Here is a 14,912-nt window from a genome sequence, read left to right on the forward strand (position 1 = left end):
GGACGCCCCATGATCATCAACGGTTGGCGACGTCATGGCGTCGCCAACCGTTGATGATCATGGGAGCGGGGCGGTGGGCAGAGCTTGCGTGAGTCCAGGACGGCCTTGACCGCGGGCGCTCCGGGCCGGACGGAGTGCAGCCTCGATCCCGTCCGCGCCGCCCTCCAGGCCGGCTACCAGCTGCGTCTCCGACCCCTGGCTGACGCCGACGCCCGGGCGGCGGCGGGCCGCGGCGACGACGTGCCCGAACAGCGCCAGGTCGCCGGAGCTGTCCTTCACGCCGACCACGTGCGGCATCGCCAGCACCTCGTCGAACAGCTCCGGGGTCAGCGGGTTGCTGTAGCGGGGCATGTTGTAGGCGACCACGGGCGTCGGCTGTTCGGCGAACGCGGCGCTGCCGAACAGCATCAGGCTGCGCACCCCGGCGCGGGCCAGCGCCTCGAGCAGTGCCGAGGCAGCGGCGGCGGACGGCACGCCCGGCCGCTCCATCGGCGTCACCAGCGGCGCCATCACGCCGCTGAGCAGCGCCCGACCATCGACACCGGCCGCCATCAGTACCCCTTGATCTCGGGCCACGCCAGCTCGACGCCGTCGGCGGCCAGCTCGTCCTGGAAGGCCGCCAGCCGCGCGCCGTCCTCGTACACCTGCTGCGGCTCCAGCCCGCCGTCCAGGCAGTGCGCGGCCAGCGCGCCGGCCACCTCCCCCACGTTCCACTCGACCGGGTGCAGGCGGTAGGAGCCGTTGGTGATGTGGGTGGTGCCGATGTTCTTCGCCGCGGGCAGCAGGTTGCGCAGTCGCACCGGCACCAGCGCGCCGAGCGGGATCTGGAACGGGCAGCTGGCCACGTCGATGTAGGTGTCGCCGCCGGTGGACGGGTGCAGGTCGATGCGGTACATGCCGACGCCGACGGAGTCCGGGTACCGCTCGGCGCCCCGGGTGCCGCGCACCGCGAGCGACAGGTCCTGCTCGACGACCTGCCGGCGGGCGACGATGCGCCGCGACTCGCGGATGTACGGCGCCATCGCCAGGCCGTCCGCGGTGCCCATGACGTCGCCGCGCAGGCGCAGCCCGGGCCAGCCGGTGCCGCCGTCGGGGCGCGGAGCCTCGGTCTGCAGCCAGTACAGCATCGACATGCTGAGCTCGCGGGCGCCGGCCAGGTGCTTGTCGCGCTCCTCGTCGCTGACGCCGATGAGCGGCCCCGGCAGGTAGTCGATCATCGGCCAGTTGACGACGGTGACGTCGCTTCGCGCGAACCCGCGGCGGAACACCGACCGGGCGACGATGCGACGGAACGCCCACAGCTCACGGTCGCCGGGATCCTTGCTCTGGTCGGCCACGACGGGGCCGGAGTCGCCGTTGGGGATGAACGCTCGCTCGAACGGCTCCAGCGTGCGCGGATCCGGCGCGCGGAGGCTGATCAGCGGGTTCGGCCACTTCGGCGGCTGGTAGGAACGCCACGCGGCGTAGCCGGCCGGCCGGTCGATGGTGTGGTCCTCACCCGCGCGGTGGTCGACGGCGAACACCCACGAGAACGCCTGCATGTTGTCCGGCTGGGCTTCGTCCGGGGCGCTGGGCTCGCCGGTGTCGTGCCGCGACTCGAAGCCGGTGACGTGCTCAGCGCCGGTCAGCGGGAGCAGGTCGCCCAGCTCGGTCGCGTCCAGGACGTACCGGGCGCCGACGCCGGTGCGGACGCCGTCGGGGCCTTCGACGACGACGGAGCGCACGCGCTCGCCGTCGACGGAGGCGGCCACTGGGCGGTGCCGGTAGAGGATGCGAAGCCGCCCGGCCGCGACCCATGGCGCGACCATCGCGTCGAGCACCGCGGCGCCGATCCGGGGCTCGTGGCACAGCCGGCTGACCCGGCCCTGGCCCGGGTTGAGGTCGCGGGCGGCGCGGGCCTCGTCGGTGAGCGGGTACCACGTGCGGTAGTAGGCGCGGATGTTCTCGCGCAGCTCCCGGTAGGTGCGGGTGCAGCCGAACCGTTCGATCCAGGCGTGCTCGTCCGGGGGGACGCCCTGGCTGGTCAGCTGGCCGCCGATCCAGTCGGACTCCTCGGTGAGCAGGACGGACCTGCCTCTCCGCAGTGCGGCGAGGGCCGCGGCGACACCGCCGAGCCCACCGCCCACCACGAGGATGTCGGTCGAAGTTGCCGTCTCACTGCTCACGCGATGGTTCCCTCTCTGTCGATCCGCACGCGCCGGGTCCCGCCGTCGACGGTGACGGCGATCAGTTCGCCCCCGGGCGCTCCGACCGAGACGTCTCCGCTGCCGCTGAGGCTCACCCGGACGGCGTCGCCAGTGCGCTCGTAGCCGCTGACGACGACGCCGGGCGCGGCGTCGAGGAGGACCGCGTCGTCGAGCGTCACGACGAGCCGGTCGCTCGCCCGGACGCCCAGCCGGCCCTCGCCCAGCGGGAGGTTCGCCAGCTGCGCCGCCCGGCCCGGGTGCGCGAAGCGCCAGCCGTCGGCTCGGGCCTCGGCAAGCTCGCCGAAGGCCAGGTGGGCCAGCAGCCCACCCCAGGCCATCAGCCCGTCGGAACGCTGCCGGAACCCGGTCAGGTCCTCGCCGGAGTGCGCCGGGTAGTTCTCGCGGACGTGGCTGTGCGTCTCCCACTCGGCGAGGAACAGCTCGAGCAGGGCGGCGCTCACCGCACGGCTGTGCTCCGTGAGGCCGTAGCGGCGCAGCCCTTGGACCGCGAGGTAGGCCATCGGCGCCCAGATCCGGCCGCGCCAGTAGGTGGCGGCGAACCCGGGATCGTCGCGGGACACGCTGGGCAGCGGCCGGTCGCCGCCGAGCACCTCGGGGTGCAGCATGGCCTCGGCGACGGCCCGCGCCGTCGCGGCGTCGGGGAACCCGGCCAGCAGCGGGTAGAGCAGCGTCGGCGAGACGTGCGGGTCGTGGCTGCCGTCGGCGCGCAGGTTGCGGTAGCCGCCGTGCTCGGCCGACCAGAACTGCTTCGCGGCGCTCTCCCGAGCGGCGGCGGTCTCGGCCCGCAGCCTGGCCGCCGTCTGGTCCGCACCCAGCCGGGACGCGATGGCCGCCAGGGCCTCACCGTCGGCGACGTGCAGGGCGTTCAAGCCGGCGTCGGCGAGGTCCATGGTGTGCGTCGCCGCGTCGTAGGTGGCCTCGTCGTACATCGGGGAGTCGTCCAGCCCGGACTCGCGCTTGGTGCGGTCGAGGGTGGCCGACTCCGGGTCGCCGTCGACCGGGTCGGAGCCCCATGCGAGCAGGCCGTGCGGACCGGTGCGGTGCGCCGGCCACCAGTCGTGCCACGCCAGCAGCGCCGGGAAGGTCTCCTCCAGGAGCCGCCGGTCGCGGGTGGCGTCGGTCAGCCCGCCTGCCAGGTAGACGTTGAGTACCGTCAGGGCCCCGACCGGTGGCTGCGACCGGTCGTCGGTCCGCCCGCGCTCGTCGCTGACCCGGTTCGGGACCATGCCGGCGGCGTCGGCGAACGGCAGGATCTGGCCGAGGATTCCCCGCGCGTAGTCGCGGTCGACCACGCCGGCGACCAGCCCGGTGAAGAACGTGTCCCAGGCGTGCAGCGCCCAGCTGCGGTAAAACCCCTGCCGTTCGACGCAGACGAAGTCGCGCGAGGTCGGCGTGAGCACCGGGCCCAGGTCGGGCGCGTGGATCGTGTTCCACGTGACGGCGCGGGTCAGCGCGTCGGCGGCGTCGCGGAACCAGCCGCCGGAACGTGGCCGTGTCGCCTCGGCCGCGGCCCGCCGGGTCTCCACGACGACGGCGGCGTCGGCCGCCGTGGCGCTCGACCCGGCCGGGGCGACCAGGAAGTCGTCGCCGGAACGGTCCAGCCGCCACTCCCACGGTGTCGCGTCCGGCCACGGCTGCGGGTCGGCGTCCCACCCAGCGGCGACGTCGGCGACGACCGTCCCCGCGGACTGCGCGCGCACGTACAGCTCGTCGCCCGGCCCGCCGGCCAGGACCAGCCGCAGCTCCACCCCGTCGACCTCGACCGTCACCTCCGCGAAGGAGCCGTCGACGGTGTGATGCCCGAGCCGCACCAGCCCGTGCCGCCAGGTGAAGCCGTCGATCACGGGGTTCGCGGCCGCATCGAGCAGCCCGAACCGCACCCGCAGCCCGGACGGCAGGTGCGCCATGCCGGTGTGGGTGCGCACGTCCCAGGTGTTCCAGCCCGTGGGCGCCGGCACGCTCATGCGCACTGTGACATCGGTCGGTCGGCCCATGCGGCGGTGCCTCCTTCACACCACTCGGCGCACGGTCTGGAACCACGACTCGACGGGACCTGCGGCCCTGCGTCGCCGTCGATGCCGCATCGGCCTCCCTGGGTGGGCCGGCGTCGTCGAGGGCGGCGTCGAGCAGCGCCCTGCTCCGGGTCGGCGTCGGGGCCCAGCAGGACGGTGGCCGGGTCGCCGGGTGCCACCCGGACGATGCCGAAGATCCGCGACGCGGCTCCCCAGCTGACGAAGAGTCCGATGAGCAGCCGGCGCGGGATGACGCGGATCACGGTGCCTCCTCCCGGCCGGTAGCCGATGCCGGTGCCGGTCCGACGGAGTCACCCGGCACGGACGTGCACGGGATGGTGAGCTGCCGCGATGCGTGCTGCGCCTGGCCCAGCAGGTCGACCAGCATGCGCACCGCCTCGCGCGCCATCTCCGCGCGCGGTAGGGAGAACCGCGTCCAGTCGCGCTGCTCGGGCGTCCACGACGGCGGGTCACCGAGCAGCGCGATCGAGCAGTCCTCGGGGAAGCGCACCCGGGTGGCCGACCCGCCGTCGGTCATCGCCGTCAGGGCGTCGACCAGCCGGTTGTCCTCAGTGGGCTCGACGAGCACCGCGGTGACGCCGTAGGCGGCGATCCAGTGCTGGACGTGCTCGACGGACAGGTCGGCCGGGTCGGCGAGACCGTGGATCAGCGCCTCGTCGACCTCGATGCCGGCCGCCGCGAGACCGTCGCGGTAGCCCCGCTCGCGGTCGCGGGTCGGCTCGGTGTCCTCGATGGCGCGCAGGTAGAGGATGCGGCGGTGGCCGAGGCGGGCCAGCTCGGCGACCATCGCGCTGGTGGCGGTCACGTAGTCGGCGCCGACGTAGGACAGCTCACCCTCGTCGACCTCGCGGCGACCGATGAACACGAACGGGAAGTCCTCCTGCACCAGCGCGGCCAGCTCGTCGCGGCAGACGTTGCGACCGAGCAGGACGCAGCCGTCGGCGATCTTGAGCCGGTTGCCGCCGCCGGCGTAGATGGACCGGTCGGCCGACGACGTCACCGAGCTGAACAGCAGCAGGTCGTAGCCCTGCGCCGCGGCCTCCTCCTCGACGCCGAGCAGGAAGGGGTAGTAGAAGTCGCGCTGGTCGGTCGGGAAGACCGGCTCGAACGTATACAGGCCGAGCAGGTGGTTGCGGCCGCCTTTGAGGCTGCGCGCGGCCACGTTCGCGGCATACCCGAGCTCGGCCGCCGCGGCCAGCACCGCCTGGTGGGTGGGCTCGTCGATCTGGTCCGCGGCCGCGCCGCCGCTGATGACCAACGAGACCGTGGCCTGGGAGACGCCGGCGCGCCGCGCGATGTCGACCTGCGTGGGCCGGCGGCGTCGTCCGGTACTGCTCACGGGCGCTCTCCTGCGACGTCTAATACGTATAAATTCCTGGCGAAGCTCGACTGTAACGGCGACGTTTCCGGGACGTCAAGGGGGCCCGCCCGCGCCGCGACCCGGTCCGCCCGCCCCGTTGATCTTGGATCAACCGAAGGTTATGGGCGGTCTTCAGCGTGGGGTGACGGACCAGCCGATCACGGTGGTGACGTCGTCCTGCGTCGTGTCGCTGCCCAGCACCACGACCTGGTCGCCCAGCGCGGCGGCGGCGTCGGCGCTCTGGTCGCCGTCGGCGATCAGGGCGGCGTCCGCGGCCACCAGCTCGCCCTCGCGTTCCACCGCGATCAGCGCGTCGGTGCCTGCGGAGAGCCGGTACCACTGACCGGCGAGGACGGTCCCGGCCGGCGACTCGGCCGCCGCAAGGATCCGCGGCTGATGCCGGAAGCGCTGGTCGGAGACGTCCCACCCGTCATCGGTCTGGCGGGCGACTCCGGACGGCAGCATCGGAGCGTCGAGGTTCGGCAGGTCCATCGACTCGCTGGCGGCGCCGAGCGCGAGGAGCCCGTCGGCCGCGGGCGTCACGACATAGAGATCGCCGAACTCCATGCCCTCGAACGGCGCGGGCAGGACCGACCATGCCTGCCCGTCGGCGGACTCGATGACGTACGGGACCGGAGGGTACTGAAAGCCGCCGTTCTCGGTGTCCTCCGGCACTCCGGTGTGCCCGACGGCGACCAGGGTGTCGTCCTCGCGCACGGCGATGTCGGCCAGCACCTCGACGTCATGCTCCCGGAACGGCGCTTCGGCCGTAGGCACGACCTCCCAGCTCGCGCCGGCGTCCGCGGAGCGCCAGATGCCGACGTCGCGGTAGTCACGCCCTTCCGGCTCACTCACGCCGACGGCGATCACGGTGTCGCCGGCCAGGGTGATTCCGTACCCGATGGCGCCGGTGTACGCCGCGTCGGTGAGGTCGACACGCTCCCAGGCGGCACCGTCCGGTGACCTCCACACGCCGAGCCGGTCGTCGTCGTCGGACTCCTGATCCTCACCCCTGAGCTCGCCGACGGCGACGACGCCACCGTCGGCGGTGGCGGTCGCCGCGTGGATCTCGCCGGGGGCCTCCGCGAGGGCGGGCGCCTCGACCGGCGTCCACGTCGCACCGTCCGGCGACGCCCAGGCTGCGGGCACCTTTTCCGCGTCGGAACCGGCCGACCCCACGGCCAGCAGGCCGTCGGCAACCGGCACCAGCGCGCTGACCGACGACTCGCCGGTGAAGCCGGACACCTCGAGCGGGGTGACCTCGACCGGCGGCTCGGTGACGTCGGAGGCCTCGACCGAGACGATCCAACTGGCGCCGTGTGTGGCCAGCGACGCGCCCGCCTCCTCGGCCTCATCCTCTGTGGGCGAGCGCTGGTCGGTGCCGATGACGACCGCCTGCTCGCCCAGCCCCACCAGGCCGACCGGCCGCTGGTAGCCCACGCCGGTCAACGCGGGGTCGGCGAGGTCGCGCTGCCACGTCTCCAGGTCCGACGTCAGCCACAGCTCCAGCTGGCCGGGACGCCGCCCGTTGCGCACCTCACCTTCGGTGACGCCGGCGACCATGAGAGCACCCGACTCCAGCGTCACGGCGGTGTCCACGGACTGACGCCCGCCGCCGCCGAACGTCCACGGCTCGGTCTCGACCCGGCTGAACGTCGCGCCGCCGTCGTCGCTGCGCCATGCCGCCGCGTCCGTGCCGGCACGGGTGAAGGCCAGCAGGGTGTCGTCATGGCTGTGCAGCAGGTCCAGCGACTGGTCCTCGAACAGTTCCGCCGCCGTGCCCAGAACGGTCCATTCCGCGCCGGACTCGTCCGCGGTCCACAGCGTGGTGGTGACGCCGTCGGTGCCGGGCACACCCACCGAGACCACCGGGACCCCGGCGTGCGTGATCAGATCGATCTGGCCAGGCGTCCCCTGCTCGATCACCGCCGGCCCGCTGTCCACGACGCGCAACTCGTCCGGGAGCTCCAGCGGCGTCCACGAGGCGCCGTCGTCGTCGGAGACCAGGACGGTGAGCGCGGCGACGGCATCTTGCGGGTTCTCGACACCCTCGATGCTGACGCCTGCGACGTAGACCCGGCCGTCCGCCGCTGCGACGGCTCGGACCCAGGCCGGCTGCCCGGCCGCACCGGGGTCGGGGAACGGCAGCTCGACCGCTTCGGCCGTGCCGCCCTGGTACCGGACGGCTGCCGGCTGGCCGCTCTCGGCGTTGCCGACCGCGAGGACGGCGTCGCCGACCGCGGCCGCGGCGGTCAGCGTGCCGGCGCCGATCTCGGCCGGCAGCTCGACGTCGGCCCACTCACGCCCGTCGGTGGAGCGCACCAGCGCCGACCCGTCCCGGGAGCCGTCGGCACCGCGGCGCGTACCCACGGCGACGATGTCGCCGTCCGCGGCCGCCGCCGAGACCAGCTCCAGCCGCTCGTCGCCGGTGCCGGGGATCAGCGGGCTGCCCTCGGCCGGAATCACGCGCTCGACCGTGGCGGTGAGCGCGGCCGGAACCGGCGACTCGGTGGACTCCCCGGAGTCCTCCTCGTCGGCGCTGCCGCCTCCGGAACAGGCGGCGAGGGTGATGACAAGACCGACGACCAAGGGTCGCGCGAGGGGACGCATGGCTCCGAATCCTCTCAGGACCGTCAGCCCCCGGAGTGGCGTCCTCCGCCACATGACATGATTCGCCAAGGACGTGCACGGTGGAGCCATGGTGGCGACGACTGCCGCGGACGCACCATCGTCGGGGAGACCACATCCCGCGCCGCACCGCACGAGAGGGGCCGACCGTGACCCTGGGAACCGCTGAGCCGCACCTGACCGCGTCGTCGCACCCAACCCTCGCCGACCGCTACGACCAGGACGGATACGTCATCCTTGAGGGCGTCTTCGACCGCAACGCACTGACCGCGCTGCTCGCCGAGACCGTCCGCATCTGCCGCGGTGAGTTGGGCGAGATCGACGGCGCCATCGCTTCGTCGCCGGACGAGAGCGACAACGAGGTGATCCGCCGGTTCCTGTGCATCCACTACCCGCACAAGCTGTCGAGCCTGATGCTCGATACGATGCGCCATCCCGTCATCGTCGACGCACTCACCCAGGTGATCGGGCCGAACGTCAAGGCCATGCAGTCCATGCTCTTCGTGAAGGCCGAGGGCAAGCCCGGCCAGGCCTGGCACCAGGACGAGATGTTCATCCCGACCCGCGACCGGTCGCTGACCGCCACCTGGATCGCGCTGGACGACGCCACGGTCGAGAACGGCTGCCTGTGGGTGCTGCCCGGCTCGCACCGCCCCGGCATCATCTACCCCAACCGCGAGCACGACGACCCCCGCTACGACTGCACCGTGGAGTCCTTCGACTTCCCGTACGCCGACGCCGACGCGGTGCCGGTGGAGCTCAGCGCCGGGTCCGTGCTGCTGTTCAACGGCTACCTGCTGCACAAGTCGCTGCCCAACACCGGGCGCCACGGCTACCGGCGGGCGCTGGCCAACCACTACATGAGCGCGGAGTCGCTGCTGCCGTGGACACTGCCCGAGGACGGCACGACCATGGCGCAGGCCGACTTCCGCGACGTCGTCCTCGTGGCCGGCCGCGACCCGTACGCCTACAAGGGCATCGAGGACCACCGCCGGCCGCGCATCCGGCCCGACCGCGAAGGCGGCTGCGACCGATGACGGAGGCGCGGTGACGGGTGGTCCGGCACTCGACGGCGATGAGCCGGCGGACGGGCTGCGGGTGCGGCTCGTCCCCCGGCTCGGCCCGACGGTCGCTGACTACCCGCCCGGCTCCACGTTCGGCCCGCGGCTCGCGCGGACCTACGAGTTCGTCTGGATCCTCAGCGGCAGCGCGACCTGGCTCTGGGACGGCATGACCGTGCCGCTGGCGCCCGGCACGCTGCTGCTGGTCCGCCCGGGCATGCGCGACACCTTCCGCTGGGACCGGCGCCGCCCGACCCGCCACGCCTACGTTCACTTCCGGCTGTCCGGCCCGGCCGCCAGTGCCGTCGAGTGGCCGATCGTACGCGACCTCACCGCCAGGCCGGACCCCATGGGCGCACTGTGCCAGTACCTGCTCTGGCTGGGCTCGGCGTGCCCGCCGGCGTGGCGCGAGCACGTGCGCGAGACCCTCCGCCTGCTGGTGCTGACGTTCGCCGCCGCGCCGCCGCGGTCGGAACGCCGCGACGGGCCCGCCATGCTGCCGGAGCCGATCGTCGCCGCGATCAGCAGTGTGCGTCTGGCCTGGGCCGACGGCGTAGCACGTCCGGTCACGCTGGCCGACCTCGCCGACGCCGCCGGCGTCTCCATCAGCACGCTGTGCCGGGTGTTCCGCCGCCAGTTCGGCATCGGGCCGGTGGCCGCCCTTGAACGGCTGCGACTGGCCCGAGCCGAGCCGCTGCTGTGGATGAGCAACCTGTCGCTGAACGCGGTCGCGCTGCAGTGCGGCTTCGCCGACGCCTACCACTTCTCGCGCCGCTTCCGGGCCATCTACGGCGTCGCACCGAGCGCGTTCCGGTCCGCCGCGCCCGAGACGGCACCGCCGTCGCCCCTGGACGCCAGCGGCCTCGCTGCCCTGGAACCCCTCCTCTGACGCTGTCCTCCCCCGCTCCGGGCGGTCGGAGGTTGCAGGGGGGTCGCGCCCGATGATCATCAACGATCGCTGACATCACGAGGATCGTGTGTGCTTCACCATGGTTGTAACCCTGTTGAGGCGCAGGAACGCCTGGTGACGTCGCGGATCGTTGATCGCAGCCGACAACCCTCAGCGCCGCCGACGAAAGCGCGGCGGGGCTAAGGGGTCGACGTGGACGTAGTCGTAGTTGGGCTTGATCTCCTCGTTGAGGTAAGCGCCCATGCTGTCGGCGGCCAGCAGCGCATCGACGTCCAGCGGCTCGACGTCGAAGTAGCGGTAGACCTCGCCGGAGACGAACTCGACCTCGAGCGTCCACGACCGGAGGTCGTACCCCACCGACCGTAGTGCCGACGACGAGACCGGCCAACGCCTGATGTCGTCCATCATTCTGATCGTCCTGGGGCCTTCGCGGACCGTCAAGACCAGGCCGTAAACCAGTTGTCACGCGACGACGCCAAAGCTAGGCTGCTCGGTTTTGTGCGGCCCTTTCCCGATCCGGATCCCGGCCGGCCCGATCGTCTCACCCCCGGCCGCTACCTGTTCTGGCTGACCCGCCTGGAGATCGGCGTCGTCCTGCTCGGCGCGTTCTATGGGTGCCTGTGGCCGGTCGCGCAGGCGCTGGTGCCGTACGCCGTCGGGCGGGCCATCGACGACGGGCTGGCCGCCCGGGACCGCTCCGACCTGCTGCTGTGGGGCGGGATTGTCCTGGCACTCGGCCTGGTCCAGGCCGCGTCGGGCATTCTGCAGGACCGCTGCGCGCTGGCCAACGCCCTCGGTGCGAGGTACCGGACGCTGCAGCTGGTGACCCGGCAGGCGGCGCGCCTCGGGGCGACGCTGCCACGGCGGGTGTCCGCCGGCGAGGTCATGAGCGTGGGAGTGTCCGACGTGACGCAGATCGGCCGGGCGCTGGAGATCAGCTCGCGCGGCATCGGGTCGGCCGTCACGATCGTGGTCATCGCCACCATCATGCTCGAGGCGTCCTGGCAGCTCGGGCTCGTCGTGCTGGCTGGTGTCCCGGTCATGGTGTGGGCGCTGTCGCTCCTGCTCCGCCCACTGATCGACCGCCAGTCCCGGCTGCGCGACCAGCAGTCGGAGCTGACCTCGCGCGCCGTCGACATCGTCGGAGGGCTGCGGGTGCTGCGCGGCATCGGCGGTGAGGAGATGTTCGCCGGCCGCTACCGCGAGGAGTCCCAGCGGGTCCGCCACGCGGGCGTCCAGGTCGCCCGGGTCGAGTCGTTGCTGGAGAGCACGCGGATGCTGCTGCCGGGCCTGCTGGTGGCGCTCGTCGTGTTCCTGGGCGCGCGGTACGTGCTCGACGGCGACCTCACCGGCGGGCAGCTCGTCGCGTTCTACGGCTACGCGGTGTTCCTCGCCGTCCCGGTGCGGCGCATCTCCATCGCCGCCGGGGTGGTCATGAAAGCGCACGTCGCCGCGCGACGGGTCGTCGACCTGCTGGCGCTGGAACCGGAGCTGGCCTCAGGGCCGAAACGGCTCGAGGCGGCGGCATCGGACCTGCACGACCCCGCGTCCGGACTCGTCGTCGACGGCGGCAGGTTCACCGCCGTGGCTTGTTCGCGGCCGGCCGATGCCGACGCCGTCGCCGACCGGCTCGGCCGCTACACCGACTCCGACGTCACCTACGGCGAGCAGCCAATTCGCGACCTGGACCTCGACGACGTGCGCAGACACGTTCTCGTGGTGAGCAACGACGCGCGGCTGTTCGCCGGCGCCCTGCGCGACGAGCTCGACCCGGCCGGGCGCGCCGACGACCACCGGCTGGACCGCACCGTCGACGTCGCCTCCGGCGCCGACATCCTCGAGGCGCTGCCCGACGGCCTCGACACCGAGATCGCGCCGGACGGGCGGGAGTTCTCCGGCGGCCAGCGGCAGCGGCTACGGCTGGCCCGGGCCCTCACGGTCGATCCCGAGGTGCTCGTGCTGGTGGAGCCCACCAGTGCCGTCGACGCCCATACCGAAGCGCGGATCGCCGAGCGGCTGGCCGCAGAGCGCACCGGACGCACGACCGTCGTCTTCAGCACCAGCCCGATCCTGCTCGACCACGCCGACCGGGTCGTCCTCGTCGACGCGGGGAAGGCCGTGGCCACGGGCACCCACGCGGAGCTGATGGGCGACGAGCGCTACCGGGCGCTGGTCGCCCGCGAGGAGGGTGAGGCATGAGCGAGCTGCCGGTCGCCTCGATGCGGACGGTGCGTGCCCGCGCCCGACGCCTCGCCCTGGCCCATCCGCGTGAGCTGGCGGTCGTCGTCGCGTTGTACGCGCTGGGCGCCGCCTCCGGCCTGGCCGGCCCGTGGTTGATCGGCCGGCTGGTCGAGGACGTCACGCGCGGCGTGGACGACGTCAGTCTGGTCACCGCGCTGATCTGCGGGTTCATCGTGGCGCAGGCGCTGCTGACCGGCCTTGGGATGTACGCGGCGGCGCGGCTGGGCGAGAAGGTGCTGGCGCGGCTGCGCGAGGAGTTCGTGACCGACGTGCTCGCGCTGCCGCTGGGCACGGTGGAGCGGGCCGGCACCGGCGACCTGATCACCCGCACCACCCGCGACGTCGACCTGCTGGCCCGCGCCGTCCGGTACGCGATCCCGGAGACGCTGATCAGCACGCTGACGATCGCCCTCACGCTGGGCGGCCTCGTGATCATCGGCCCACTGCTGGCGCTGCCGTGCCTGGTGGCGGTGCCGACCCTGTGGGCGGCCACGCGGTGGTACCTGGCCCGGGCCCACGCCGGCTACCTGCGCGAGAACGCCTCGTACTCGCAGATCGCCGAGGGCCTGTCCGAGACCGTCGACGGCGCCCGGACGGTGGAAGCGCTGCGGCTGGGCGATCGGCGGTTCGAGCGGGTCAACCGCGACATCGCCGCCTCCTACGCTGCCGAGCGCTACACGTTGCGGCTGCGGACGGTGTACCTGCCGACCATCGACACCTCGTTCGTCCTCCCAGTGGTGGCCACACTGGTCATCGGCGGCCTGTTCTACCTGGAGGGCATGGTCTCGCTGGCCGCGGTCACCACGGCCACGCTGTACACCCAGCAGCTGCTCGTGCCGATCGACATGCTGCTGTTCTGGATGAACGAGCTGCAGATCGGTGGCGCGGCGCTGGCCCGGCTGCTCGGCGTCCGGCGGGACGGTGGCGGTGCGGGTGATGACGGGAGTGACCGGCCGCGACCGCGAGCCGACGCCGTCGTCGGCGCCGATCCGGGACGCGGCGTCCAGGTCCACGGCGTGAGCTACGCCTACCGCGACGGGCGCGACGTGCTGCGCGGCGTGGACCTCGCGATCGCACCGGGCGAGCGGCTGGCGATCGTCGGCCCGTCCGGCGCCGGGAAGTCGACGCTCGGCAAGCTGCTGGCGGGCGTGCACCCGCCGCGGGCCGGCACCGTCACCGTCGACGGCGTCGCGGTCGGCGATCTGCCGCTCGATCGGCTGCGCTCGTCGGTCGCGCTGGTCACCCAGGAGCACCACGTGTTCCGCGGCACGGTGCGCGACAACGTGGTGCTCGGCCGGCCCGCCGCCGACGACGACGCCGTCGAGCAGGCGCTGCGTGCGGTGGACGCTTGGGGGTGGGCGTCGGCGCTCGGCCTGGGAACGGCGGTCGGCTCCGGCGGGGTGGAGCTGTCGCCGGCGCAGGCGCAGCAGCTCGCGCTGGCCCGGCTGGTCCTCGTCGACCCGCACACGCTGGTGCTGGACGAGGCGACGTCGCTGCTGGACCCCAGGGCGGCTCGGCACCTGGAGCGTTCCTTGGCCGCGGTCCTGGCCGGGCGTACCGTCATCGCGATCGCGCACCGGCTGCACACCGCGCACGACGCGGACCGGGTCGCGGTCATGGACGACGGCCGGATCGTGGAGCTCGGCTCACACGACGAGCTGGTCGCGGCCGGCGGCGCCTACGCCGCGCTGTGGCGGTCGTGGCACGGCGACCACTCCGGGTGATCCGACGCCCGTGCCGCCGTCGACCGCCGCAGGCAGGAACGCCAGGGACTTCGCGAGGACCGGCATCGACGTCGTCGATCCATGGGGAACTTCGGCGACCTGACCCGCGCGGCCAGGGCCGTCAGCTGCCGGCTGCCTCGGCGGTGCGCTTGAGCTTCTCGATGTAGTCGGCCCACCAGCGGGCGTCGTGGTCAGGCAGGTTGGTGTTGCCGTTGCGCATGCCGATGCGTCCGTCGATCGTCTCGCGGACGATGTCGGCGTGCCCGGCGTGCCGGGACGTCTCGACGATCATGTGGACCATGACGGTGTGCAGCGTGACCTGCCGGCGCTCCGGCGCCCACCAGGGCACCGTGCCCGGCGCGTCCAGCTCGAGCTCGTCGATCGTGGCGTCGGCATGTGCGCAGGCCCGCCGGTAGAAGTCGACGACCCATTCGCGTGACTGCTCGGCAGTCGCCCACATGTCGGCGTTGTCCTCGGCGTCGTCGTCCAGCCATGGCATCGGCTCCGGCTTTGGCCGGCCGAACACGAGGCCGAAGTAGTCGTACTCCATGCTGCCGACGTGCTTGACCAGGCCGAGCAGGTTGGTACCCGTCGGCGTCATGGGCCAGCGCGCGTCGCGCTCCCCCAAGCCGTCCAGCTTCCACAGCAGCGCGTCACGGCCGGCCTGCAGGTATCTCTTCAGCACATCCTTCTCGTCCGACATGGGACCAGGCTAGACGTGGTGCGGGTCGCCGGATCGGGCGGCTGG

The 14,912-nt window shown here is 73.0% G+C and carries 12 protein-coding genes; 4 read left to right on the forward strand and 8 right to left on the reverse strand.

Annotation, left to right across the window (positions count from 1 at the left end; genetic code table 11):
• Positions 1–57 precede the first annotated feature (57 nt).
• The 6 genes from E1269_RS15185 to E1269_RS32285 all read right to left on the reverse strand — a co-directional run bounded on the left by E1269_RS15185 (position 58) and on the right by E1269_RS32285 (position 8,210).
• Positions 58–552 carry a dihydrodipicolinate synthase family protein gene (locus E1269_RS15185; RefSeq protein ID WP_131895923.1) on the reverse strand — a complete coding sequence of 165 codons (495 nt, stop codon included), beginning with the start codon at positions 550–552 and terminating at the stop codon, positions 58–60.
• The gene (locus tag E1269_RS15190; RefSeq protein WP_131895925.1) at positions 552–2,165 is read right to left on the reverse strand and encodes an FAD-dependent oxidoreductase; all 1,614 of its coding nucleotides are present in this window, start codon (positions 2,163–2,165) and stop codon (positions 552–554) included. The genes E1269_RS15185 and E1269_RS15190 overlap by 1 nt, the downstream gene beginning before the upstream one ends.
• Positions 2,162–4,201, reverse strand: a complete 2,040-nt coding sequence (locus E1269_RS15195) for an MGH1-like glycoside hydrolase domain-containing protein (protein WP_131895927.1) — start codon at positions 4,199–4,201, stop codon at positions 2,162–2,164. The genes E1269_RS15190 and E1269_RS15195 overlap by 4 nt, the downstream gene beginning before the upstream one ends.
• A complete protein-coding gene (locus E1269_RS15200; protein WP_131895929.1) occupies positions 4,168–4,482 on the reverse strand; it encodes a hypothetical protein in 315 nt (104 codons plus the stop codon). Before E1269_RS15200 ends, E1269_RS15195 begins: the two co-directional genes overlap by 34 nt.
• A complete protein-coding gene (locus E1269_RS15205) occupies positions 4,479–5,579 on the reverse strand; it encodes a LacI family DNA-binding transcriptional regulator (RefSeq protein ID WP_131895931.1) in 1,101 nt (366 codons plus the stop codon). Before E1269_RS15205 ends, E1269_RS15200 begins: the two co-directional genes overlap by 4 nt.
• Positions 5,580–5,732: 153 nt before the next feature.
• Positions 5,733–8,210, reverse strand: coding sequence for a sialidase family protein (locus E1269_RS32285; RefSeq protein WP_162606433.1), 2,478 nt, complete (start codon positions 8,208–8,210; stop codon positions 5,733–5,735).
• Positions 8,211–8,377: 167 nt separating this feature from the next.
• On the opposite strand from E1269_RS32285, the gene E1269_RS15215 reads away from it, so the two are divergent.
• Entirely contained in the window at positions 8,378–9,265 is an 888-nt protein-coding gene (locus tag E1269_RS15215; protein WP_203433623.1) for a phytanoyl-CoA dioxygenase family protein, read from the forward strand.
• A gap of 10 nt (positions 9,266–9,275) precedes the next feature.
• A complete protein-coding gene (locus E1269_RS15220; RefSeq protein WP_131895935.1) occupies positions 9,276–10,178 on the forward strand; it encodes a helix-turn-helix transcriptional regulator in 903 nt (300 codons plus the stop codon).
• 171 nt (positions 10,179–10,349) lie between these two features.
• On the opposite strand, the gene E1269_RS15225 is transcribed toward E1269_RS15220, so the two are convergent.
• The gene (locus E1269_RS15225; RefSeq protein ID WP_203433625.1) at positions 10,350–10,604 is read right to left on the reverse strand and encodes a KTSC domain-containing protein; all 255 of its coding nucleotides are present in this window, start codon (positions 10,602–10,604) and stop codon (positions 10,350–10,352) included.
• Positions 10,605–10,697: 93 nt separating this feature from the next.
• Between E1269_RS15225 and E1269_RS15230 the strand changes: the two genes are divergently transcribed.
• Together E1269_RS15230 and E1269_RS15235 are read left to right on the forward strand one after the other, a co-directional pair.
• Positions 10,698–12,398, forward strand: a complete 1,701-nt coding sequence (locus tag E1269_RS15230) for an ABC transporter ATP-binding protein (protein WP_131895937.1) — start codon at positions 10,698–10,700, stop codon at positions 12,396–12,398.
• On the forward strand, positions 12,395–14,164 hold the full coding sequence (locus E1269_RS15235) for an ABC transporter ATP-binding protein (RefSeq protein ID WP_131895939.1): 1,770 nt from the start codon (positions 12,395–12,397) through the stop codon (positions 14,162–14,164). Before E1269_RS15230 ends, E1269_RS15235 begins: the two co-directional genes overlap by 4 nt.
• 121 nt (positions 14,165–14,285) lie before the next feature.
• On the opposite strand, the gene E1269_RS15240 is transcribed toward E1269_RS15235, so the two are convergent.
• Positions 14,286–14,867 carry a DinB family protein gene (locus tag E1269_RS15240; protein WP_131895941.1) on the reverse strand — a complete coding sequence of 194 codons (582 nt, stop codon included), beginning with the start codon at positions 14,865–14,867 and terminating at the stop codon, positions 14,286–14,288.
• Positions 14,868–14,912: the final 45 nt, after the last annotated feature.

The sequence above is a fragment of the Jiangella asiatica genome (assembly GCF_004349065.1).
Lineage (GTDB): Bacteria > Actinomycetota > Actinomycetes > Jiangellales > Jiangellaceae > Jiangella > Jiangella asiatica.

Excerpts from the sequence above, each read along its gene's own strand:
- E1269_RS15185 (WP_131895923.1), bottom strand. The coding sequence starts at position 552 with ATGGCGGCCGGTGTCGATGGTCGGGCGCTGCTCAGCGGCGTGATGGCG.
- E1269_RS32285 (WP_162606433.1), bottom strand. The coding sequence starts at position 8,210 with ATGCGTCCCCTCGCGCGACCCTTGGTCGTCGGTCTTGTCATCACCCTC.
- E1269_RS15235 (WP_131895939.1), top strand. The coding sequence starts at position 12,395 with ATGAGCGAGCTGCCGGTCGCCTCGATGCGGACGGTGCGTGCCCGCGCC.
- E1269_RS15195 (WP_131895927.1), bottom strand. The coding sequence starts at position 4,201 with ATGGGCCGACCGACCGATGTCACAGTGCGCATGAGCGTGCCGGCGCCC.
- E1269_RS15225 (WP_203433625.1), bottom strand. The coding sequence starts at position 10,604 with ATGGACGACATCAGGCGTTGGCCGGTCTCGTCGTCGGCACTACGGTCG.
- E1269_RS15240 (WP_131895941.1), bottom strand. The coding sequence starts at position 14,867 with ATGTCGGACGAGAAGGATGTGCTGAAGAGATACCTGCAGGCCGGCCGT.